Origin of the sequence: Streptomyces sp. SLBN-118, from assembly GCF_006715635.1 — a bacterium.
Taxonomy (GTDB): domain Bacteria; phylum Actinomycetota; class Actinomycetes; order Streptomycetales; family Streptomycetaceae; genus Streptomyces.
The window spans coordinates 495,413-518,101 of sequence record NZ_VFNP01000001.1 but is presented as its reverse complement, the minus strand read 5'-3'; the positions used below and the strand labels follow the sequence as shown (position 1 = coordinate 518,101).

Below are 22,689 nucleotides of genomic sequence, written 5' to 3'. Positions count from 1 at the left end.
GCGGCCCCACTGATGATGTGGAGTACTTCATGGCTCAGCTCCGCTCCAGACGCCTGCGTGCCGCTCTCGCGGTGCCGGCCGGTCTGGCGCTGACCGCGTCGCTCGGCTTTCTGCCGGGCACCGCCCAGGCCGCCGTTCAGGACACCCCTGCCACGACGGCCGCGGAGGGCCCCAAGCTCTCGTACGTGGTCAACACCAAGGCGAACCACGGCACCATCAAGGCTGTTGAGAAGGCGATAGCCGCGGCCGGCGGCACGATTGTCATCACCCACGAGAAGATCGGCGTCATCGTCGTCCACTCGACGAACCCCGACTTCGCCAAGCAGATGCGCACGGTCAAGGGCGTACAGAGCGCTGGTGCCACGCGTACCGCCGCACTCGCCCCTGCGAGCACCACCGAGATCGGCGCTCCGGAGTACGTGGACAGCGCCAAAGCCCAGGCAGGCGCGGCCGGCACCGATGGCGCCGAGCCGCTCGAGGCCGACCAGTGGGACCTGCGCGCCATCGGCGCGGACAAGGCCGCCAAGATCAACCCGGGCAGCAGGAACGTCACCGTCGCCGTGATCGACACCGGTGTCGACGACACCCACCCGGACCTCGCCCCGAACTTCTCCAAGAGCCAGTCCGCCAACTGCGTGGGCGGCGTCGCGGACACGAGTGACGGCGCCTGGCGTCCCTACGACCCGGCGAACGACTACCACGGCACGCACGTCGCGGGCGAGATAGCCGCCGCCCGCAACGGCATTGGTGTGGCCGGTGTCGCTCCGGGCGTCAAGGTCGCCTCGATCAAGGTGAGCGACCCGACGACCAGCCTCTTCTTCCCGGAGAGCGTGGTCTGTGCGTTCGTCTTCGCCGCCGACCACGGCGTCGAGATAACCAACAACAGCTATTACATCGACCCGTGGCTCTACAACTGCATGGACGACCCGGACCAGAAGGCCATTGTCGACGCGGTCAACCGGGCCTCGCTCTACGCGCAGAGCAAGGGCACTCTGCACGTCGCGTCCGCGGGCAATTCCAATGACGACCTGGACTCCGACGCCCTTGTCGACGACTCGAGCCCCGACGACACCACCCCGGTCCCGCGGACCGTCGACCCGCACAAGTGCTTCGATATTCCGACCCAGTTGCCCGGTGTCGTCACGGTCTCCGCGACGGGCGTGCAGAACCTGAAGTCGTACTACTCCAGCTACGGACTCGGCGTCGTCGACGTCGCGGCCCCGGGCGGCGACAAGTACCAGATCCCGGACACTCCGTCGAAGAACGGCCGGATCCTGGCGACCATGCCCAACAACGGGTACGCCTTCCTCCAGGGCACGTCGATGGCCGGCCCGCACGTGGCCGGCGTGGCGGCGCTCCTCAAGAGCACCCACCCATGGGCCGGTCCGCTGGCTCTGCAGACCCTGCTCAAGGCCCAGGCGGACAACCCGGGTTGCCCGACCGGCCTGTACGACCCCGATGGCAACGGCATCGAGGACTCGACCTGCAAGGGCTCCAAGCGGGTCAACGGCTTCTACGGTTACGGCATCGTCAACGCACTCGACGCTGTCACACAGCACTGACCCACCCGAGCCCTGGGGCACGCAGTATCTGCGGGCCTCAGGGCTCGTCCATGGCCGTGTCCATGGCCGGCCGAGACCTGATCGTGGCCGAGGAGGACACCGATACCTTCTCCGACTTTGCCGAACACCACCCTGCTCTGCTCGACAAACGCCTGCTCACCCGCTTCTACCGCTCTGCGACGCTGGCGAGCGTGCCCGCTCGGACCGGCTGGGTCGAGCCTGACCTCGCCCCGTTCCCCTGGCGTGCCGCCGACCAGTAGCACTTGGATCTCGTGGGCAGGACCGCTCGCCCGGCCTCGTGCCCCGCGCGGCGTGGAGAGACTCCACCGCCTCACACCGTGATGACGACCTTCGCCCGCGCGTGCTCCACTTCGAGGTACCGGATGGCCTCGGGTGCCTGGCTCAACGGAAATGTCCGGTCGATGACTGGAGTGACCTTCCCGGACTCGGCGAGCTCCCTCAGCGCCGCAAGGTTCTCCTTGCCCGGCGACTCCGTGAGTGCGAGCAGCCGATGACGGACGAAGGGGGAGAGCGCCTGACCCCTGATGAGCAGACCCACCGGCCCGACAGCGCTGCCGCCGCCAGACACACCGCCGCCCGACAGGACGAGCGTCCCCGCCGGCGTCAGCGCGCGCCGGTATTCGGCCAGCGAACGGTTCCCCACCAGGTCGAACACGACGTCGTACTGCCGTCCGCCACGAGTGAAGTCGTCCCGTGTGTAGTCAATGACGTGGTCCGCGCCGAGCGACCGCACCAGATCCACGTTTCTGGTGCTGCAGACGGCGGTCACCTCCGCGCCGAACGACTTGGCGATCTGTACGGCGAACGTTCCCACGCCGCCCGACCCACCATTGATCAGGACGTGCTGTCCCGGTTTCACCCGCCCGACGTCGCGCAGGCCCATGAGGGCGGTGTTGCCCGCCAGCGGTATCGCTGCCGCCTGCTCGAAGGTCAGGTTGGCGGGTTTCGGCTCCACCGTCGTGTCCGGGGCGCACACGTACTCGGCGAACGCTCCGTCGGCGTTGCCGAGGTCGCCGTACACCTCATCGCCAGTACGGAACCGTGTCACCTGCGCGCCCACCGCTTCCACCCGGCCCGCGAAGTCCCTGCCCCGGATCTGCCTCTTGGGCCCGCTGAACCCGAACACGGAGGGGAGCATCAGGCGCGCAATGTACGGGTCGCCGCGCATGATGTGCCAGTCGCGCGCGTTGACCGCGGCCGCGTGGACCCGTACAAGAACCTCGTTGGGCGCGGGCACCGGCCTGTCGAGCTCTTTGAGTTCCAGGACGTCGGGTGAGCCGTACCGGTCCTGGACGATTGCCTTCATCGCGTTCTCCGTAACGAGTGAGTTCGGTACGGAAGGGCCGACTGGCCGGAAAGCTCCGCACTACTCGCGACGGTAGGGGAACGCCCTGGGTCCGGACATCGGGGACCATCCCTAGGTGACGCCCGGAGGGATGCCGATCGGGCCGGCGGGTGGGGTCAGCCCCGCTGCACCGCGGCAAGCCCCTTCTTCATGTCCTCGGTGTTCATCACCGGCTGGATCTCGATCCTCGCACCGAGTCCCTCGAAGAGCGGCTCCGCGATGGTGGGCAGCTGAGAACTGTCCTGCATGTCAAAGACGAAGGTGCAGCTCCGCCCGCCCTCGCTGGGACCGAAGTAGGCGGCCTCGGGCTTGAGCTGTTCCCCCAGCGACTGCATGATCTTCAGCAGTTTGCCGCTCTTGAGCGCCTCATTGGACAGCTGGGTGTCCAGGTGTGCTCTCAGTATGACCCTCATCGATCTTGCTCCTTCCGCCTCACCGGCCGGCGCGGTCCGGTTCGCGCCCGCTGAGCCTGATGGCGTCCCGCTCAGCCTCGCCTCGGGTGACCAGGGCGGCAACATCTCGTCCTCCATCCGTGTCGCTGTTCGGGGGGCGGCGGGCGGTCGCGGCATGCGGCTTTGCCGATCGGGTCGCGCTCCGCCTGGCCGACGGGTCCTGGGAGCCGCACCAGGGCCCTGTAGTCACGGGCAGGGTGCGGGACGCCTCCTGGACCGAGGCTCTCGTCGGGCCGCCATGACTTGGGGAGAGTGACTGACTGCTTTGTGCCCCTCACGTTGAGTAGATCGCAAGGGCCACCGCCCCGATCGTGACGGATCTTACATTCTTCCGATTTCGCCCATTTTCTGAACTATTCTGGGCGAATTCGTTTGTGCAGGTCCGTCTCTGGCTGGCCAAATGCACCTTTCCGGCCCGTCGGAGCTAGAGGAGAGACATGGGACGCGAACGCAGCAGAACCGTCAATTGGCGGATGGTTCTGCCCGTCGCGGGTGGGGCTGTCGTACTTGGACTCGGTGGCCTGTACGTCACGGGGCTCGTGGCAGGCGACGACATCGCTGACGGCACCAGCGTGCGCGGGGTCGACATCGGCGGGATGGACCGGGAACAGGCCCAGCGGGTGCTCGACCGGAAGCTCGGGCCGGCGTTCGCGGCACCGGTCGCGTTGAAGATCGGTGACCGTACAGAGAAGGCCGATCCCGGCGCGCTCGGGCTGTCCCTCGACACCGCGGCGACCATCGACCGTGCTGCGAGCGCAGGCTCCGGCCCGGCGACGGCGATCGGCAGACTCTTCGCCTCCGACGGCCGGGACGTCGAGCCGGTGGTACGAGTGGACAGGCACCAGGGCCGGACGGGACTCGACCGCATCACCGAGGCCGCCGAGCGTCAGGTGCGGGACGGGTCCATATCGTTCGAGAATGGCAGGGCGAAGGCCGTCGCTCCGGTCACAGGCGTCACCGTGATCGAAGACAAGGCCCTCGACACCATCCGCGACAGCTACCTCCGTACGCCGCATTCGGCGCCCGTCGTGCTGCCGGTGAAGCAGACGCCGCCGCGCGTCGGCACGCACGAAACCGAGCGGGCCCTGGAGCAATTCGCACAGCCCGCGATGTCCGGCCCGGTCACACTGACCCTCGCCGACCAGCGCATACCCATCGGCCCAGCCGCGCTCGGCAGGCATCTGGCGATGAAGCCCGACGGCGGAAACCGCCTCGTTCCCGCCCTCGACTCCAAGGGTCTGCTCACCGACCCCGCCGTCTCCCGCCCGGTGCGGGACGCCTCCCAGGTTCCTCAGGACGCCGTGCTCCGGCTCGACAGCCATGACCGCGTCGTAGTGGCCCAGGAAAGCGGCACGGGGCGGCAGGTCACCGCGAAGGCACTCGGCGAGGCCGTGGTACCCCTCCTGACCCGCACCGGCGCCGCCCGCACCGGCGAGATAGCCACAACGACGCTCCATCCGCAGTTCACGAGCGCATCGGCACAGCGGCTCGGCATCAAGGAGAAGGTCTCCTCCTTCACCGTCAACTTCCCGCGCGCGCCCTACCGCACCACCAACGTCGGCCGTGCGGTGGAGCTCATCAACGGCTCGGTTGTCCTGCCCGGACAGGAGTGGAGCTTCAACCGGACGGTCGGCGAGCGCACGAAGGAGAACGGCTTCGTCGACGGCCTCATGATCAACAACGGTCAGTACGTGAAGTCCTCCGGCGGCGGCGTCTCCGCAGTTGCCACCACCATGTTCAACGCCCTGTTCTTCGCGGGCGTCAAGCCCGTGGAGCACGGCGCCCATTCCTTCTACATCGAGCGCTACCCCGAGGGCCGCGAGGCCACGGTCGCGTGGGGCACCCTCGACCTCCGCTGGATCAACGACTCCGGTCACGCCATCTACATCAAGGCCCAATCCACCGACACGTCGGTGACCATCACCTTCCTGGGCACGAAGAAGTACGACGAGATACGGGCGACCAAGGGGCCGCGCACGAACATCAAGCCGCCCGCCACGCGCACGGACAGCGGCCCGGAGTGCGAGGTGCAGACCCCACTTGAGGGGTTCGACGTTTCCGTCGGCCGTGTCTTCGTGCAGGACGGTTGGGAAGTCAAGCGCGAAGACTTCAACACCCACTACACGCCTCGCGACAAGGTCACATGCACCCCGGAGAAACCGGGCTCCGCAGCGACGCCCGGCGCATCGGACGCACCACCCGCAGCGGCGGAGAGCGCAGCCGGCCCCCTCAGCTGACGCGAGGCCGCCGGGGTCCCCGCGCCGAAAGGCAGTGGGCCCCGGCCCCGACGTCACACGGGCGGCGTTCCGTGCTTCGGCGCGGTCATCGGCTCCGTGGACAAGAGCTGGTGGGGAATCGACGCCTCTCCCTGCCGCAGGGCGATGGTGCGAGTCGGAGCGGGAACGCTGATGCCCTCGGCGCGGTAGCGCCGGTGCAGGCGCTTGATGAACTCGTGCTTGATCCGGTACTGGTCACTGAACTCGCCGACCCCAAGGATCACCGTGAAGCTGATCCGGGAGTCGCCGAACGTGTGGAAACGAACGGCCGGTTCATGGTCGGGCAGGCCGCCGTCGATGTCCTCCATCACGCTCTCAACGACCTCCGTGGTGACCCGCTCGACATGGTCCAAGTCGCAGTCGTAGCCGACTCCCACCTGGACGTTCAGCGTCATCTGCTGGTCCGGCCGGTGGAAGTTGGTCATGTTGGTGCCGGACAGCTTCGTGTTGGGGATGATCACCAGGTTGTTGGAGAGCTGACGGACCACGGTGTTGCGCCAGTTGATGTCGACGACATAGCCCTCCTCGCCGCTGCTGAGCCGGATGTAGTCACCGGGCTGCACCGTTCGGGAAGCAAGGATGTGCACGCCTGCGAAGAGATTGGCCAGCGTGTCCTGCAGGGCGAGGGCCACTGCCAGACCTCCGACGCCCAGCGCGGTGAGCAACGGTGCGATGGACACGCCCACGGTCTCCAGCACGACCAGGAAACCCATGGCCAGCACCAGGACGCGGGTGATGTTCACGAAAATGGTGGCCGATCCGGCGACACCGGACTTGGACTGGGCAAGAGCCTGCACCAGCCCGGCGACGATCCTCGCGGCCGTGAGCGTCGCGGCCATGATGAGCACGGCGGTGAGCACCATGGTGACGTTGCGCTGGACCCCGGCGCTCAGCGGCAGAACTGACGCCGCGACTGCCGCGCCACCGGTGATCGCGCCCCAGGGGGCCAGTGCGCGCAGGGCGTGGACGAGGATGTCGTCACCGCTCCAGCGGGTTCTGTCGGCCCGTATACCGAGCCATTTGAGGATCACCCGCAGCACAAGGGCGGCCGCGATGCCTGCGGCCACGGCGATTCCGGCGACGAACAGGTCGTGCATGGTGAGGTCCCGGTTCACTGCGTCCCTCCAGTTGCACGGGGAGTTCCGGCGGCCGTGGTTGCCGCTTGGATCCTTATGTGATGCGTTGTCACTGTGGCACCTGTTGAATTCTGGGAGCGCGGTTGTGCGGCCGCGCCGGGGAGTGTGGAGCCCACCCGTCGCGACCTGTCATCCTGCCGCACGCCCCGGACTGTGCTGCGGGTGGGCTCGCGCCGGCGGAAGTGCGGACGGCGTTGGCCTCCCGCCACGGAGAACGTCACGAACGTATCGTGCCGTGTCACCGTCGTGTCACAGCCGCTCGAGCAGGTGAACCCAGGAAGCCGGCCGTGTCCTCTCAAGCGTCGAGTGTCGGTGAGGAACCGGCACCTGAACTTCTACTTCGGGGGCTTCATGCAGTACGGAACGGGTATCCGCAGAGCCGCGATGGCGATGGTCACCGCGTCGGCAGCCACACTGCTCATGACCGGGTGTCAGCCGGGCGGGGACGCGGCAGGGCCGGCCGGTTCGCCGTCGGGTGCGCCGACCGAGGCGGGAGGATCTTCCTCCGGCACGCCGACTTCCGCCGCTTCGCGCCCTGCGGAGGGCGGCTCTCCGACGGCCCAGGACCCGTCATCCGGGTCTTCGTCCCCCACGGCCAAGGCATGTGCTGTGGCGGACCTCAGGGCGTCCATGTACCAGGCCCACGTCCGGCCGCCGGGCACTGGAGTCGGAGCGGTGGTCGTCGAGTTCACCAATGTGTCCGGCAAGCCGTGCATCGTCCAGGGCCATCCGACCGTGGCGGGTGCGGGCAATGGTTCGCCACAGCGGAACCGTCCGCTCACGGTGACCCCTACAGGCTCCGCGTCCGCGGTGCGGGTCGCGCCGGCCGGCAAGGCATGGACGAAGCTGACGTTCGTGCAGGTCCAGGGTGAGGCCGACGGCTACTGCGTATCCGGATCCGAGCCCGTCACCTACCCAACCCTGGTGGTCGGCATCCCGGGGGCCGGAGCGCACCAAGTCGCTCTGGAGGACGGCTCTCTGGCCGAGTGCGACGACAAGGTGACTGTCACCGCCGTATCCGCGACAAAGCCCTCCTGACCTCGCGGGACGCTGCACTTCAGGCTCCGAAGTGGGTGAAAGGACCCCAGACCGTCGCGGGGATGCCCTCGGCCATGGCGCGCGTCACGGCGCGGCCGAGGGCCACGGACGGGGAGGCCTCGCCGCTCAGTTCCTCGTGGAGCCAGGACATCAACGCGACGGTCTGCTCGGAGTCGGGCATGGACCACAGCGCCGCGATCACGGAGCTTGCTCCCATGGCGAGCATCGCCGCCGGGAAGCCGAGTTGCTCCCCGGGCAGGTGAGTGCCGATCCCGGCCAGGTGGCAGGCGGAGAGCACGACCGTCGTGCCGCGCTGGATGTCGTGTTCGAGCAGCGCGGACAGCGGCAGCGGCCGCCCGAGCAGGATCGCCGACCGGAGCGGTTCGTGCGCGTCCAGGGTGCCGTGACCGGCGAGGTGGACGAGGTTGGCCGCGGTGATCCGGTGCGCGAGGTCGTGCGGGGCCTCACCTGACGGCGGAACGGGCCGCGCGGGTCCCACTGTTGTGCGCAAACGGTCCCCCTCGCCCTCCTCGGAGGCCTGTTCCGGTTCGCGGAGGATCACCGGCTCCACGCCGTGGATGGCTGCCACCGTCCGGGCTTCGGGAACGGTGAACGGGATCGGCCTCCCGCCCTCCCCGTCGTCGTACCAGGGATCGGCCACGATCAGTGGGTCGCGCGTGGCCGGCCGGGGCCAGGCTCCCGCGAACATCAGGGCGTCCCCGGACGGAACGACGGTGAGGTCCATCAGACCACAGGCCGGCGTACCGTCCACGGGTGCCGTGTACAGCGGCAGCAACGCGCTCTCGCCCAGCGGGATCAGGGCGACGCGTCCTCCCCCGAGCTCCGGCCAGGCGTCGAGCACCGGGCCCCACACGGCCGCCCCGACGGCCTCGTGCGCCTCCTGCACTGCCTGGTTCCGCACCCTGATCCGCCGCTCGTCCGACGCCAGGACCTCACGCACCTTCTTCCCCTGGGCCCGGACGGCGTCAAGCCCGAGGTCCGGAAGCGTGATGCTCTCGCACAGTTCACGTCCGGTCTCCGGCGCCTCCAGGCGGATCGCGGCCCCTGCGCCGAACCCGGGTACGACATAGACGACGGACCGGGAGGTCGCGCTCGCGGCAACAACGGCGGGCACGGCAGTCGTTCCCGCGAGCACGTATCCGCGTGAGGCATCGCCGATGACCGCGTCCAGGTCCGCCATCAGCATCTGGTCCGCCTGCGCCCGCAGCGCGGCGACGGAGTCGAGACCGGCCGACGCCGGGAGCTTCTTCGCCCGCGCCACGGCCTCCCGCTGGCTGCGCCGGATCGTGCGCAGCCGGCGCATCGCTTCACCGGGCCCTTTGCGCGGCACGCCACTCGGGTGCGAGAACCGACCAGATCTCGGTGTCCTGCCGTACGCCCCGGTACGGGTCGTTCTCGCGCTGGACGCCGTCGAGGCTCATGCCGAGCCGCTTGGCCACGTTGATGCTCGGCGTGTTCTTGGAGGATACGAGCCACTCGACACGGTGCATTCCGCGTTCCTGGATCGCCCAGTCGATGATCAGCCGTACCGCGCGGGTGACCAGACCGCGTCCGGCGGCGGCCGGTTCCAGCCAGCAGCCGGCCTCGCAGTTGCCCGTAGCCGCGTCGAAGATCCTTAAGAGGACACCACCGACAAGGAGCCCGTCGAGCCAGATGCCGTAGAGCCGGCCGGTGTCGGCCGCGGCCTTGTCGGCGTACTTCTGGAGCCAGTTCCGCGCGGAGTCGATGTCGGCCACGACATCGGGGAGTCCGACGTACTGGCCGATGTATTCGCGGCCACGGTCCATGTGAGCGAGGAACTCGTCGGCCCGCCAGGGCTCCAGGGGCCTCAGCTCGGCTCCGTCACCCAGGGACATCGCGAACATTCTCATCCTCCACTGTGGCCGCGCGGTCCTCGGATCCTCGCACGGGTCTGTCGTCCCGCCGCTCGCAACTCCCGACGGCTGCGTCACCTGGTCCGCCGGTGTGGTGCGGCGGTGCTGTGGCGAAGGACCAGATGGGTGGCAAGTTCCGCACGGACAACGGTGAGTTCGCCGCCGTCCATCAAGGTCGTGACCATGCGCATCGCCACCCCTCCGATCTCCCGCAACGGCCGGCGGACGGTGGTGAGCGACGGCGAGATCCATGACGCGTGGGTCAGGTCGTCGAAACCTACGACGCTGAGCCCGTCCGGCACGCGAACTCCCAAGTCCCTTGAGGCCTTGTAGACACCCAGGGCCTGCGTGGTGCTGCCCGTGAGGATGGCGGTCGGTGGTGTTCGCGCCCTCAGCAGCGACCAGGCGTGTCGGTGGCCTTCCTCCTGGCGAAAGCCGCCGAACCGGACGAGGAACGGGTCGTACGGGATATGGGCGACCGTCAGCGCTTCGCGGTAGCCGGCGACGAGGCTGCCGGCGAAATGGGATCCGGACGGCCCGCCGATCACCGCGATCCGCCGGTGACCGAGTCCTGTGAGGTGCTGCGCGGCGGTCAGCGCACCGTGCCGGCTGGTCGCTGTGACGGAAGGCAGCGCGTCGTCCGAGTGATCGGTGGCATCGACGAGGACGGCCGGGATTCCGCGCCCGGCGATCTCGCGGCGCTGGTAGGCGTTCAAGCCGGTGCGTGCGGCGATGATGCCCGCGGTTCCGCGTTCGGCCAGCGAATCCAGCCAGTCCATGCCCGGTGTGGCCCGGTAGTGCACTGGGTGGAACGCCACTCCGACGCCGTGCTCATGCGCGACTTGTTCGATTCCGGCAAGCAGTTCCGCGACCCAGGAGCTGTCCGGTTCTCCGGTCACCAGGTCGACCAGGGTGGCCCGGCTGCCGCTCTGCGTCGCCCGCGTGGACACCGCCGTTCCCCTCCGACTTCGAAAACTTTCGGGCCGCGGCCAGGTATCACGAAAGCCGCTGAGCTGCTTGTCGAGGCTCAGGGGAGCGATTAGATTCCCCTCTCTGGGAGCGCTCCCAACCCTGAAGCCGATTCTATGGAAAGGACCCCATGCGACAGTGGAAGAAGGCCATACGGGTGTTAATGGGCGCCCTGCTCATCGCGGGTGGCACAACGGCTGTCGGCCCGTCGGCGCAGGCCGCCGTCGAGATCTGCGACCGGGTCGGCACCGCCAAGCTCGCCGGTGGTGAGATCATCGTGCAGAACAACCGCTGGGGCGCGGACACGACTCAGTGCATCAGCGCGGACGGCACCGGCTTCCGGATCACCCGGGCCGACCACAACAACCCGACCAACGGCGTCCCCGCCGGCTACCCGTCGGTGTACAAGGGCTGCCACTACGGCAACTGCTCGGCCAACAGCGGCCTTCCGCTGAAGGTAAGCGACTTCGGCGACCCGCGCGCCACCTATGACATCAGCACCCCGGACTCGGGGGAGTGGAACGCCTCCTTCGACCTGTGGTTCGACGCCAACCCCAACCCGAGCGGGCAGAACTACGGTGCCGAGCTGATGATCTGGGCCAACCACCGAGGCCGCCCTCAGCCGATCGGGTCCAAGATGGGCACCGCCTGGATCGAGGGGGCGAACTGGGACGTGTGGATCGGCAACATCGGCTGGAACGTCATCTCCTACGTCCGTCAGCAGCCCACCAACCTCCTGGACAACGTCAGCATCAAGGCGTTCACCCACGACGCGGCCAACCGAGGCCAGATCAACGGGCGCTGGTACATGACCAGCGTCCAGGCCGGGTTCGAGCCGTGGGTCGGCGGCACGGACCTGGCGGTGAAACGCTTCGCCTTCACCGCCAACGGCGGCGGGGGCGGTGGTGGCGGCGTTGGCGCTCAGAAGATCGTCAACTCCGGCAGTAACCGCTGTGTGGACGTGGAGAACTGGGGCACCAGGGACGGCGCCGCGTTGCAGCTGTGGGACTGCTCGGGCGACACGAACCAGCGGTGGCAGCCGCAGGGTGAGGCGCTGGTGAACCCGGTCTCCGGCAAGTGCCTGGACGTTCAGGGCGGCGGCACCGCCAACGGCACGCGGGTGCACCTGTGGTCGTGTTCGCCGGGCAACGGCGCGCAGCGCTGGGTCAGGGACGCCAACGGCAAACTGCGCAACCCCCAGTCGGGCAAGTGCCTGGATGCTGTCGAGCGCGGGACTGCGAACGGCACTGCGCTCCAGATCTGGGACTGCGGGGGCGGGTCCCAGCCGCAGCAGCAGTGGCGGTTCGAGAACTGACCTCGATGGGGCGGCGGTTCGCTGCCCGGCGGCGTCCCGGCAGCGAACCGCCGCCCCGCGACGAGTCGGGCGGGCGGACAGCGCCCGGCCCACGCCTCCGGGCAGTGGTCACCGCGACCGTGATGCCGCGACGGGGCCCGTGCTCTCGCGCACCACGAGATTGGTTGCCAACTCGATGCGAGCAACCGGTGGTTGCCCACCGTTGACCAGCGTGACGAGCATCCTGGTCGCCAGCGCGCCCATGTCCCGAAGGGGCTGTCGGACGCTCGTCAGCGGCGGCGACGTCCACGGCGTGAAGTGCACGTCGTCGAACCCGACCACGCTCACGTCGGACGGAACGCGCAACCGGTGCTCCTTGAGGGCTTGATAAGCCCCCAGCGCCTGAACGTCGTTGCCCGCGACGATCCCGGTCGGAGGAGTCGGCAGCTCCAGCAGCGCGCAGGCCTGCCGGTAACCCTCCTCGTGCCGGAAGGGGCCGTAGCGGATCAGGCGCGGATCGCATCGCAGCCCGGCCACCTTGAGCGCGTCACGGTAGCCCGCCACTCGTTCCCGCGTGCAGGACAGGTGCTCGGGGCCGCCGATGACGGCGATCCGGCTGTGCCCCAGGGAGATCAGGTGCTGGGCAGCGCTGAAACCACCGTGCCGATTGGTCACAGTGACCGAGTTCGCCGGGGGATCCGCACCGCCGACCGCGTCGACCACGACGAACGGGATCGACATCCGGCGCAGCTCCCTGCGCTGGACGGCCGTGAGATCCGACAGCACGAGGATCACCCCGCGCGAGCCTCGCGCGCCGAGCGCCTCCAACCAGCCGAGCGCAGGCGGAGCGTCGGTATGGACCGCCCTGAGCACGAGGTGCATCCGGTGCTCCCGCGCCACCTCTTCGGCACCGGTGAGAATCTCGGCGGCCCAGGCGCTGTCCAGGTCGTTGATCACCAGGTCCAGCAGCGCGCCCGCTCCGTCACGAGGCTTCGACGGACGTACGTACCCCTCCTGGGCGATGATTCGCTCGACCCGCTCCTGGGTTCGCACGGAGACGTCACGGTAGCCGTTGAGCACCTTGGACACCGTCGGCACCGACACGCCCGCCAATTCGGCGATGCGGGCCAGTGTGGGTCTTCGCTCCGACTCGATCGTCACCCGTCCCCCCGCTGTCACCGACCAGGAACGCGGTCACGATAGCTCCGAGAACGTGAGATCGGCGGCGAGAGCCGTTTCCTGTGAGGGCCGCATTCCGGAGCGTGGGCTGAGCGGGTGATGTCGAGGTGGCTGATGCTGTCGTGATTCTTGATCACGCGTTGTGCAGGGCATGGATCCTCGCGGTCACGGCGATGTGCCGTATGCGGCCCTGCTTGTGGCTTCCTGGCTCGAGCCCGAGCGAGGCGACCTGGACGCCGTTGTCGCGCGCGCAGGCCGGTGCAGCCGGGCCGCCATGGTCATCTGCTCGGCGGCAACCGTTGCCGCCACTGTGGTGCTGGCCGTCGCAGGTCGGCTCGCTTGAGAGGTTCAGGAATGGCTGGTCAGGACTTTTCGGACGAGGTGGACTCGGGTGACGGCGCAGCCGCGTCCGGCGGCGGTATGTGTCTTCGTGACCAGCTGGCCGAGGCGATTACCTGGATCCGTTCGCAGGCAGCGGTGACGCTGTCGCCGCCACCCGGCAGTCTGGCTGAGGATGGGGCCCCGAGGTCGGAAGACTGGCCATGGGTGTGATCTCCGTTTCCCATGTGATGACGGCCTCGCCGTGCCGGGGCGAGCGTTCACGGGGGCGTCTGCACGTCTGACGAATGGGGCCGACGCCGGGACTCTGCCTTTCAGGCACATGCCGTCGTCGACGGTCGCGTCACCCGACTGGGCTATCTCTCCGTGGGCGTCTGTACGCACGCTGGGGGCGCGTCTGCCTTGCCCTTTGGGCGACGACGCGGCTGCAAGGCGGCCCGGTGGTGTCCCGGCGGGGCGTACACCCGCTTTCGGGCGGCACCCGTCCGGGTGACGATGTCAAGCAGAGCCCGGTGTCGACAGCACGTCCCCTGCCCGGCTCGGATGCAACGCCGGTGCACGCACCTGTCCAGTCACGCAGTTGTTCACGCAGTCCTGACAAACGACCCCCCCTGTCCAGCGCGGGAAGGCACCGAAGTGCCCTCCCCACCGCATTTCTGGGAGGCGACGGTGGTACTGGCCGTGATAGCGCTGCTCGTTCCGGTCCTGATGCTTGTGCTTGTGCTTGCGATGGACGTGTTCGAGGAGCGCCTGTTCGGCGCCAGATCGCCATTCCCGTCGATCCCCGCGGCCCATGAGGTCCCCGAGACCCCGCACACGCCATCGCCCGAGCAGCCTGCCGCGGCAGACGGCAGCCAGGGGACAAGGCTCGTGTGACCGAGTCGGCTGGGACGCGCAGCGGGGCGGACCGAGGGATCCTCATACGTCTTCCTTGCTCCGTGGCCGTCGGGGCGCGGCAGCCCGCCGCCTGAAGGTGAACATCTCCGCGTACGCGCCGCCGAGGACCATCAGCTACCGGTGCGCGTGGGATTCGGTGATCCGGCCGCCGTCGAAGGCGTAGATGCGATCGCACCTCCACGACGCTCGCAAGCCGGTGCGAGATGGGCACGTGATCTGGTCCGCCCTGCGCTTGCCACGCAAAACCGCCTGGTGGACGACGTGTTCGGCTTTCGGGTCCATGCTCGCGGTCGGTTCGTCACAACAGCACGGGCGCGCGCGACGGCGATCCTCGCCCACTGGCCGGCAGACAGCTCCTGCTCGCCACGGAACCGCATGGACGAAAGCGCGCCGCCCAGGTGCCGGGCTCGGCGACAGTGCGGGTTCGTCGGTCTCAACCGCTGCCGGCAGGCCGTCCGCGTAGTACCGCAGGTGCGGGTTCGCTGCCAATCGCCCTTCAGGGAAGGGCACTTGTGTGATCGAACTCTTTCCATCCAGGGCTGATTTCTGACATCTTGCGTTCACCACTTCCCACACTCGGCCCGGTTCGGTGCAACCCGCGCCACCGGGCTCTCGGAGGATGCCTTGCATACCCTCATATCCAGCCGACTGAGACGCTCGCTCGTGGCCACGGCTGCCCTTGGAGCGGCCGTGGCGCTCGCGAACCCCGTCGGGGCGGCGCACGCCTCCCCGGTCGCGTCCGGAACCTCAGCGGCTGCTGTGTCGTCCCCGGCCGCGTGGGCCGCCGGTACCCGCGCCTATCTGGTGATCACCGCGCCGGGAGACACCTCGGCCGTACGGACGGCCGTCACCAACAACGGCGGCACGGTCTTCGCGAACTACGACGCGATCGGCGTGATCGTGGCGCACTCGGCCTCCTCGGCCTTCGCCGGCACCATGCGCGGCGTCAGCGGCGTCCAACTGGTGGGCGCCACGCGGACGTCGGACGTCCCGGCCGATGCGTACAACCCCGCGCTGCCCGCGACTCCCACGCAATCGACGACCACCCTCACCGAGTCCAACCGCTGGGACATGACCCAGATCAAGGCTGACAAGGCCTGGGCCGTCACCACCGGCTCCCCGGCCGTCAAGGTCGGCGTCCTGGACACCGGCGTCGACGACCTCCACCAGGACATCGCGCCCAACTTCGACGCCGCCGACTCCGTTTCCTGCGCCTACGGCAAGGCCGACACCCGCACCGGCGCCTGGCGCCCCGTCGGCGATCACGGCACGCATGTCGCGGGCACGATCGCGGCCGCCAAGAACGGCAAGGGCGTCATCGGCGTCGCGCCGAGCGTGAAGATCTCCTCGGTCCGTATCGCCGAGCCCGACACGAGCATGTTCTTCGCCGAGAACACCGTCTGCGGGTTCATGTGGGCGGGCGACCACGGCTTCAAGGTCACCAACAACAGCTATTACACCGACCCGTGGATGTTCAACTGCCCGGACAACGCCGACCAGGCGGCCATCATCGAGGGTGTGAAACGGGCGCAGGAGTACGCGGAGAACAAGGGCTCACTGCAGATCGCGGCAGCGGGCAACTCCAACTACGACCTGGCCAACAAGCGGACCGACACCTCGAGCCCGAACGACTCGACCCCGGTCACCCGCACCATCACCAACGCCTGCATCGACATCCCCACCGAACTGCCGGGCGTGGTGACCGTCGCGGCGATGGGCAACGGCAACGTCAAGGCCTCGTACTCCAACTTCGGCCGGAGCATCATCGACGTCGCCGCCCCGGGAGGCGACGGCGCGTCAGGGGTCTACTCGACGCTGCCCGGCGGCAAGTACGGCACCATGAACGGCACCTCGATGGCCTCCCCGCACGTCGCGGGCGTGGCGGCGCTGCTGGCGAGCGCCGACCCTGCCGCCACGCCGGCCGACCTGCGGACCAGGCTGGCAACCCAGGCCACCGACACCGCCTGCCCCTCCGACAGCCGTTGCACGGGCACGACCACCGTCAACAGCTTCTTCGGCGAGGGTCAGGTCGACGCGCTCAAAGCCGTCGGCGGCACCCCGCCGCCCGGCGCGTACTTCGAGAACACCGCCGATGTCGCCGTCGCCGACAACAGCACGGTGGAGTCCCCGATCACGGTGACCGGCGTCAGCGGCAACGCCCCGGCCACGCTGAAGGTGGGGGTGGACATCAAGCACACGTACCGCGGCGATCTCGTACTTTCCTTGGTGGCCCCCGACGGCACGGTCTACACCCTGGAGGACTTCCCGAACAACGACGGCAGCGACAACGTCGCCAAGACGTACTCGGTGAACGCCTCCTCGGAGGTGGCGGCAGGAACGTGGAAGCTGCGTGTCGCTGACCTGGCCTCCCAGGACACCGGCAAGATCGACGCCTGGAACCTGACCTTCTAGGAGCACACGCGCAAACGGGTCCCGGGGAGGGGTGGTTCGCCTTTCTCCCCGGGACCTCTGCTGAGCACGGCGCGAACCGCTCCGACACGCCGCAAGTGGCCACCGCAGCGCCCGGCTGAATTTGACTGGGCGTTCAGTGTTCTTCCGCCTTCGCCTGCAGCCACGTTGGGAGATAACCACACTGGCCTGGTGAGAATGAGCGAAGCGTAGGCAGCGACAGTTGCAGCAGTGGCGCCTGTGGTCCTTTTGGTGGCTGCAGTCGAGATGGAGAAGTACGAGCCTCGTGTCCGCGCCGTCTTTGAGGCGGCTGCCCGCCCGTGGCGAATGATGCGGGAGATTTGTATGGACGGCTCAGCGCCATCGCGTGAGCAGGTCGAGGAAGTTGAGCGACTGCAGTTGGAGCAGCGCCAGCAGGTGTTGAAGGGCTTGTTGGTCCTGCTGTACGTACTCGGTGCTGTGACGTCTGCCTTTGCGCTCTTCGTGGCCGAGTACCTGTCATTGAGGTGGCTCGCCATGCCAGACGCTGGTCCTGCCCCCGGCGTTGCTGAGGGCTGTGCACTTGCTCTGATCTTCGGCTTCGCTTGGGTTGTGTTGGCGCCGGTGGCCAACCTGGTGATCGCTGGACACTCGATGGCGCACCTCTTCTTGGCCCAGAAGAGCGCTTCGCGCTTTCGTCGGCACGCTCGGGAATACGCGAGAGAGGATCGTGAGCGGGAGGGCGCTGAGGACCGCAGCGCCCAGCGTGGGCGCCAAGCGAAGGTCCCAGGAGACTCAGCGCGTGATCGACGCCGTGGACGCCGTGGAGGCGATGATCGACCCGGAGGAGCGCGCGAAGGCAATCGGCGAAGTGCTGTGACGGGCGATCTGGCGCACGCTGGAGGTATGGCCGGGCTGCCTGTGATCGTTTATCCGCCGTCGCCGACGGGTGGTCGGCGGGTGCGCGTGGATGGGGAGATCCTTGGCCTCGCACACAATCTGGCGGACGTGGCCGAGTTCCTGCGGCGAGCGGGGCTGGAAGGCCTGGACGCTGACGACGTGGCGCGGTCAGAGATCATCGAGTGGCGGGGCGGCGGCCCGCAGGTGTGGAACGAGTCGCCGCCCTGACGGGGTTTGTCCTCATCAGGCTGACCGCCGTCTTAATGGGGGTTCCCGCGCAGGCGCAACGGGCTCATGGACGTACCGCGGTCATGGCATGTCCGGCTGGCACCGGGGGCACCACACAGTGCCGCGGCCGCCGACCCGCGTGCGGCACAGCGGCGCTTCGCAACGCGGGCAGGTCGGGTCGGCGTCGTCGCGGCGGCCGGTGAGCCAGGACTTCCGGGTGGGTACGCGGCCGGCGTGCACCGATGAGCGCAGGGTACGGCGCATCTCGGTGTGCAGCCGGTGGAGCTCGTCGCCGGTCAGTTGGTCGGCCCGGCGGGCCGGATGCAGGCGGGCGCGCCACAGGATCTCGTCGGCCAGCAGATTGCCGAGCCCGGCGAGCACGGACTGATTGGTCAGGGCCGACTTGATGCGGCCGCGCCGCCGGGACAACAACTCGTCGAACTCGGCCCGTTTCACTGACATCGCGTCAACGCCCTGGTCGTCCAGGATGCGCGCAACGTCGGTGTCTGCGTCGTCGGCGAGCCAGAGGCCCTGCAGCCTGCGCTGGTCGCGGTAGCGCAGTTGGTTCCGGCCGACGGTGAAAACGACGCGGTCGTGCGGATCGGGCCGGTCCGCCTCGCGGCAGCAGACCAGCTGTCCGGTCATGCCGAAGTGCAGCAGCACGGTGGGCCCGTCGGTGCGGGCGAGCAGCCACTTGCCGTGCCGCGCTGGTGCCGTGAACCGGTGACCTTCCAGGTCGCGGCTCAGCCTCGCCGCGCTCACCCCGTGCAGGACGCCCGCGTCGTACACGTCGACCCGCGTGATCCGCTTGCCTTGCGCACAGGACGCGAGGACCTCCCGGAACCCCTCGACGTCGGGCAGCTCGGGCATGACGTCACCCGTCGATCTTTGTACTCACTCTGTGCGGTGGGCCGTATATCCCAGGATTGCATCGCGGATGGATCACCACCAGGCGATCCACAGTGCCCGCGCGCCGAGCGATGCCCGTGCGATCGCGCACGTCGCCCGGGCTGAGCCAATCCATACGGCGGCCCCATCGTGACCATTGTGCGTCTGCGTCTGCGTCTGGTCTGCCGGGCGGCGCCGACGGCTCGTGGTCCAGGTCACGCCGTCCCGCTCAGGCGGCACCGTTTGAATGATCAAAGTGGCGGCGGGTTAGCATGTGAGCGCCGCCTAGCTCGAAAGATAAACCTGTGACTGTCAATGACGACTCGTTCACCAACTGGAAGAACCGCGAGGAGATCGCGGAGTCGATGATCCCCATCATCGGGAAGCTGCACAGGGAGCGGGACGTCACAGTCCTGCTTCACAGCCGCTCCTTGGTGAACAAGTCGGTGGTCAGCATCCTCAAGACCCACCGATTCGCCCGGCAGATCGACGGTGAGGAGCTCTCGGTCACCGAGACGCTGCCGTTCCTGCAGGCTCTCACCGCGCTCGATCTCGGCCCGTCCCAGATCGACATAGGCATGCTCGCCGCGACGTACAAGACCGACGACCGCGGTCTGTCGGTGAAGGAGTTCACCGCCAAGGCCGTCGTCGGCGCCACGGGTGTCAACAAGATCGAGCGCCGCGAGCCGCGCGATGTCGTCCTCTACGGGTTCGGCCGTATCGGTCGTCTCGTCGCCCGCCTGCTCATCGAGAAGGCCGGATCCGGCAACGGCCTGCGGCTGCGTGCCATCGTCGTCCGCCAGGGCGGCGACCAGGACATCGTCAAGCGCGCCTCGCTGCTGCGCCGCGACTCCATCCACGGCCAGTTCCAGGGCACCATCACTGTCGACGAGGCGAACAGCACGATCGTCGCCAACGGCAACGAGATCAAGGTGATCTACGCCAACGATCCGTCCGAGGTCGATTACACGGCGTACGGAATCAAGGACGCCATCCTCATCGACAACACCGGCAGGTGGCGCGACCGCGAGGGTCTGTCGGAGCACCTGCGCCCCGGCATCGACAAGGTCGTCCTGACCGCGCCGGGCAAGGGTGACGTCCCCAACATCGTGCACGGCGTCAACCACGACATGATCAAGCCGGACGAGCAGATCCTGTCCTGCGCCTCGTGCACCACGAACGCGATCGTTCCGCCGCTGAAGGCGATGGCGGACGAGTACGGCGTCCTGCGCGGCCACGTGGAGACCGTCCACTCGTTCACCAACGATCAGAACCTGCTGGACAACTACCACAAGGCCGACCGTCGCGGCCGCTCGGCGCCCCTGAATATGGTCATCACCGAGACGGGTGCCGCCTCCGCCGTCGCCAAGGCGCTGCCCGACCTCAAGGCGCCGATCACCGGCAGTTCGATCCGCGTGCCGGTGCCGGACGTCTCGATCGCGATCCTCAGTCTGCGGCTCGGCCGCGAGACCACCCGCGAAGAGGTGCTCGACTACCTCCGCCATGTGTCGCTGACCTCGCCGCTCAAGCGCCAGATCGACTTCACCACCGCCCCCGACGCGGTTTCGAGCGACTTCATCGGTTCGCGCCACGCCTCGATCGTCGACGCGGGCGCCACCAAGGTCGACGGTGACAACGCGATCCTCTACCTGTGGTACGACAACGAGTTCGGCTACTCCTGCCAGGTCATCCGCGTCGTCCAGCATGTCTCCGGGGTGGAGTACCCGACGTTCCCGGCCCCGCTGGTCTGATCTCGGCGGACTCACCAATCCGGTGTCCCGGCAGGCGGGCGGCGGTGGGATGGCTCTCCCATCGCCGCCCGCCCGCTCCCGCGACCATGGCCGGCCGATCCACCTTGTCCGGTGTCACCCAGTGGTATCGGTGCGGTCGAGAAGGTCGGTCAGAGGTACGTCGGGGTCGGCGAGCCGCGCGGGGTCGACCGGGTGACCGGAGGTCACGAGGGCGCGGATCGACTCGATGACGTCCCAGACGTTGACGTTCATGCCCGCAAGTACCCGACTCCGGTCGCCGAGCCAGAAGGCGACGAACTCGCGGGTCTCGGGCCTGCCGCGGAAGACCACCTGGTCGCAGCCGCCGGGCTCGACGGAGCCGGAATACTCCATGCCCAGGTCGTACTGGTCGGTGAAGAAGTACGGAATACGGTCGTAGATCACGTCCTGGCCGAGCATGGCCCTGGCCGCGGTCTGGGGCTGGTTGAGGGCGTTGGCCCAGTGTTCGACGCGGATGTGCTTGCCGAGCAGCGGGTGGAACGCGCTCGCGACGTCCCCGGCGGCGTAGATGTCGGGGTGGGAGGACCGCAGGCGGCGCGGTGCCGAAGCGCTCGGCGTAGCCGGCCAGCGGCATGCCTTCGGCCTGGAGGAGCGACTGGAGCAGTGCGCGACGAGATCCGCACCCGGCCATGGGCCGATGAGCGACGCCGTCTGCACGACGAGTTGGGTCCCCAGGGCTGGTGCGCGCTGTGGTCGGCGACCGGCGCGCAGTTGTGGGACACCACGAGGGAACTGGCCGAGCGGATACGTACAGGAATCGTCGCGGAGCTCGTGGAGCGCCCGGAAGACGAGTCCGACGTGCGGTTGCGTCTCCTCGACGCGGTGCTCGGCCAGCACGACGCGGCCTGGCTCGCGGCGTTCGACGGCCGTGGCGAGCGGCTCTCGGGACTGGCGCAAGTGGCCAGGAACGCCGGATGGTGGTGGCCTTACGAAAACGTGGTGGTCATCAGCGAGCGACCGGTTGAGCTGCATCGCGACGAGGACGGACGCCTCGACCGTGGCGACGGCCCGGCCCTGGCCTTCCCGGACGACTTCGCGCTGTACGCGTGGCGGGGCATGCCGGTATCCGCCGCGTTCCTCGACGAGCTGGCTTCACTGACCCCCGCACACATACGGGCCGAGGAGAACGCGGAGTTGCGCCGCGTGATGCTGGAGTTCTACGGCTACGACCGCTATCTGAGCGAGTCGGATGCCCGGCCGGTGCACCGCGACGAGACCGGCATCCTCTGGCGGATCGCCCTCGAGGGCGACGAGGACGTGGTGATGGTCGAGGTGGTCAACTCCACCCCCGAGCCGGACGGCACGCACCGTACGTACTGGCTGCGTGTGCCGCCCACGACAAGGACCGCGAAGGAGGGCGTGGCCTGGACGTTCGGGCTCGGCCAGGAGGTGTACGAACCGGTGCGCCAGACTTGAGCGGATCGGACGCGCCGGAACGGGTGCCTCGAAAGTCTGGCCGCACCCGCCACGTACAGTGAGCGCTGTGACACTGACCGACGGAAACTACCGCCTCGGACCGTCGACCGGCCGGCTGCTGATCAAGACCAGCCGGACCGGGCTCGGCCGCAGGGCGGGACACGACCTTACGATCGAGGCCACCCGATGGTCCGGGGACGCGACGGTAGTCGTCGGCGATCCAGAGAAGTCGTCGGTGACCGTGACGATCGAGACGGGCTCGCTGGACGTCCGGGAGGGGACGGGCGGGCTGAAGCCACTCACCGATTCCGACCGGGCCGAGATCAAACGGACGCTGGGGGGCGAGGCCCTGTTGCACACCGCCCGGCATCCCGTGATCACCTTCCGCTCCACCCGGATCGCGGGAACGCCTGGGTCGTTCGAGATCACCGGGGACCTCACCCTCAAGGGCTCGACTCACCCGGTGACGGTTCACGGCGGCGCCAATGGCGGTGCGCTGCTGCATGGCTGGGCAACCGTCACGCAATCCGTTTGGGGAATCAAGCCCTACAGCGCGTTCTTGGGCGCGTTGCGGTTGGCCGACGAGGTTCGGATCGAGTTCGAGGTGACTGAACTGGAACCGGCACCCGACGCCGGGCAATCCCCGGAGTAGGCGCTGCGGACGGACCGCCTGACG

The 22,689-nt window shown here is 68.4% G+C and carries 20 protein-coding genes and 1 pseudogene; 12 read left to right on the top strand and 9 right to left on the bottom strand.

What is annotated here, in order from left to right:
* Positions 1-29: 29 nt before the first annotated feature.
* Together FBY35_RS02490 and FBY35_RS02485 are read left to right on the top strand one after the other, a co-directional pair.
* Entirely contained in the window at positions 30-1,562 is a 1,533-nt protein-coding gene (locus FBY35_RS02490; RefSeq protein WP_142212193.1) for a S8 family serine peptidase, read from the top strand.
* Between the two features lie 62 nt (positions 1,563-1,624).
* On the top strand, positions 1,625-1,822 hold the full coding sequence (locus FBY35_RS02485; RefSeq protein ID WP_142212192.1) for a hypothetical protein: 198 nt from the start codon (positions 1,625-1,627) through the stop codon (positions 1,820-1,822).
* A 71-nt stretch (positions 1,823-1,893) separates the two neighbouring features.
* Here the strand turns inward: FBY35_RS02485 and FBY35_RS02480 are convergent, their stop codons facing one another.
* The gene (locus FBY35_RS02480; protein WP_142212191.1) at positions 1,894-2,889 is read right to left on the bottom strand and encodes an NAD(P)-dependent alcohol dehydrogenase; all 996 of its coding nucleotides are present in this window, start codon (positions 2,887-2,889) and stop codon (positions 1,894-1,896) included.
* 155 nt (positions 2,890-3,044) lie between these two features.
* The gene (locus FBY35_RS02475; RefSeq protein WP_186356846.1) at positions 3,045-3,341 is read right to left on the bottom strand and encodes a DUF3303 family protein; all 297 of its coding nucleotides are present in this window, start codon (positions 3,339-3,341) and stop codon (positions 3,045-3,047) included.
* A gap of 476 nt (positions 3,342-3,817) precedes the next feature.
* Between FBY35_RS02475 and FBY35_RS02470 the strand changes: the two genes are divergently transcribed.
* A complete protein-coding gene (locus FBY35_RS02470; RefSeq protein ID WP_186356845.1) occupies positions 3,818-5,617 on the top strand; it encodes a VanW family protein in 1,800 nt (599 codons plus the stop codon).
* Positions 5,618-5,670: 53 nt separating this feature from the next.
* Here the strand turns inward: FBY35_RS02470 and FBY35_RS02465 are convergent, their stop codons facing one another.
* The gene (locus FBY35_RS02465) at positions 5,671-6,771 is read right to left on the bottom strand and encodes a mechanosensitive ion channel family protein (RefSeq protein WP_142212190.1); all 1,101 of its coding nucleotides are present in this window, start codon (positions 6,769-6,771) and stop codon (positions 5,671-5,673) included.
* 630 nt (positions 6,772-7,401) lie between these two features.
* Here FBY35_RS02465 and FBY35_RS37680 point away from each other — a divergent pair.
* The gene (locus tag FBY35_RS37680) at positions 7,402-7,830 is read left to right on the top strand and encodes a DUF4232 domain-containing protein (RefSeq protein ID WP_313904638.1); all 429 of its coding nucleotides are present in this window, start codon (positions 7,402-7,404) and stop codon (positions 7,828-7,830) included.
* A 19-nt stretch (positions 7,831-7,849) separates the two neighbouring features.
* Here the strand turns inward: FBY35_RS37680 and FBY35_RS02455 are convergent, their stop codons facing one another.
* The 3 genes from FBY35_RS02455 to FBY35_RS02445 form a co-directional block, all read right to left on the bottom strand.
* A complete protein-coding gene (locus FBY35_RS02455) occupies positions 7,850-9,154 on the bottom strand; it encodes a CHAT domain-containing protein (RefSeq protein ID WP_142212189.1) in 1,305 nt (434 codons plus the stop codon).
* Positions 9,155-9,158: 4 nt separating this feature from the next.
* Positions 9,159-9,716 (bottom strand): GNAT family N-acetyltransferase, encoded by a 558-nt coding sequence (locus FBY35_RS02450; protein ID WP_142212188.1) that lies wholly within the window; start codon positions 9,714-9,716, stop codon positions 9,159-9,161.
* Positions 9,717-9,799: 83 nt separating this feature from the next.
* The gene (locus FBY35_RS02445) at positions 9,800-10,675 is read right to left on the bottom strand and encodes a substrate-binding domain-containing protein (protein WP_160159206.1); all 876 of its coding nucleotides are present in this window, start codon (positions 10,673-10,675) and stop codon (positions 9,800-9,802) included.
* Positions 10,676-10,857: 182 nt separating this feature from the next.
* On the opposite strand from FBY35_RS02445, the gene FBY35_RS02440 reads away from it, so the two are divergent.
* Positions 10,858-12,009, top strand: a complete 1,152-nt coding sequence (locus tag FBY35_RS02440) for an RICIN domain-containing protein (protein ID WP_160159205.1) — start codon at positions 10,858-10,860, stop codon at positions 12,007-12,009.
* Positions 12,010-12,117: 108 nt separating this feature from the next.
* Here the strand turns inward: FBY35_RS02440 and FBY35_RS02435 are convergent, their stop codons facing one another.
* Positions 12,118-13,149: a LacI family DNA-binding transcriptional regulator gene (locus FBY35_RS02435; RefSeq protein WP_222123095.1), complete on the bottom strand. Its 1,032-nt coding sequence runs from the start codon at positions 13,147-13,149 to the stop codon at positions 12,118-12,120.
* A 169-nt stretch (positions 13,150-13,318) separates the two neighbouring features.
* Here FBY35_RS02435 and FBY35_RS02430 point away from each other — a divergent pair, with 169 nt between their 5' ends.
* From FBY35_RS02430 to FBY35_RS02415, 4 genes are all read left to right on the top strand, one after another.
* Positions 13,319-13,510, top strand: a complete 192-nt coding sequence (locus FBY35_RS02430; protein ID WP_142212185.1) for a hypothetical protein — start codon at positions 13,319-13,321, stop codon at positions 13,508-13,510.
* 632 nt (positions 13,511-14,142) lie between these two features.
* Positions 14,143-14,382 carry a hypothetical protein gene (locus FBY35_RS02425; RefSeq protein ID WP_142212184.1) on the top strand — a complete coding sequence of 80 codons (240 nt, stop codon included), beginning with the start codon at positions 14,143-14,145 and terminating at the stop codon, positions 14,380-14,382.
* A gap of 684 nt (positions 14,383-15,066) precedes the next feature.
* Entirely contained in the window at positions 15,067-16,815 is a 1,749-nt protein-coding gene (locus tag FBY35_RS02420; RefSeq protein WP_142212183.1) for a S8 family serine peptidase, read from the top strand.
* Positions 16,816-17,697: 882 nt separating this feature from the next.
* On the top strand, positions 17,698-17,919 hold the full coding sequence (locus FBY35_RS02415) for a hypothetical protein (protein WP_142212182.1): 222 nt from the start codon (positions 17,698-17,700) through the stop codon (positions 17,917-17,919).
* 81 nt (positions 17,920-18,000) lie between these two features.
* On the opposite strand, the gene FBY35_RS02410 is transcribed toward FBY35_RS02415, so the two are convergent.
* Entirely contained in the window at positions 18,001-18,789 is a 789-nt protein-coding gene (locus FBY35_RS02410; protein WP_142212181.1) for an Fpg/Nei family DNA glycosylase, read from the bottom strand.
* Positions 18,790-19,112: 323 nt separating this feature from the next.
* Between FBY35_RS02410 and FBY35_RS02405 the strand changes: the two genes are divergently transcribed.
* Complete coding sequence (locus FBY35_RS02405; RefSeq protein ID WP_142212180.1) at positions 19,113-20,558, top strand: glyceraldehyde-3-phosphate dehydrogenase; 1,446 nt, start codon at positions 19,113-19,115, stop codon at positions 20,556-20,558.
* Positions 20,559-20,672: 114 nt separating this feature from the next.
* Here the strand turns inward: FBY35_RS02405 and FBY35_RS02400 are convergent.
* A pseudogene (locus FBY35_RS02400) lies at positions 20,673-21,131 on the bottom strand (oxidoreductase C-terminal domain-containing protein); the annotation flags it as partial.
* On the opposite strand from FBY35_RS02400, the gene FBY35_RS02395 reads away from it, so the two are divergent.
* Both FBY35_RS02395 and FBY35_RS02390 read left to right on the top strand, forming a co-directional pair.
* Positions 21,054-22,013 carry a DUF6745 domain-containing protein gene (locus tag FBY35_RS02395; protein ID WP_260848479.1) on the top strand — a complete coding sequence of 320 codons (960 nt, stop codon included), beginning with the start codon at positions 21,054-21,056 and terminating at the stop codon, positions 22,011-22,013. The pseudogene FBY35_RS02400 and the gene FBY35_RS02395 sit on opposite strands and share 78 nt — an antisense overlap.
* 67 nt (positions 22,014-22,080) lie before the next feature.
* Positions 22,081-22,665, top strand: a complete 585-nt coding sequence (locus FBY35_RS02390; RefSeq protein WP_142212179.1) for a YceI family protein — start codon at positions 22,081-22,083, stop codon at positions 22,663-22,665.
* The last annotated feature ends 24 nt before the right edge of the window (positions 22,666-22,689 follow it).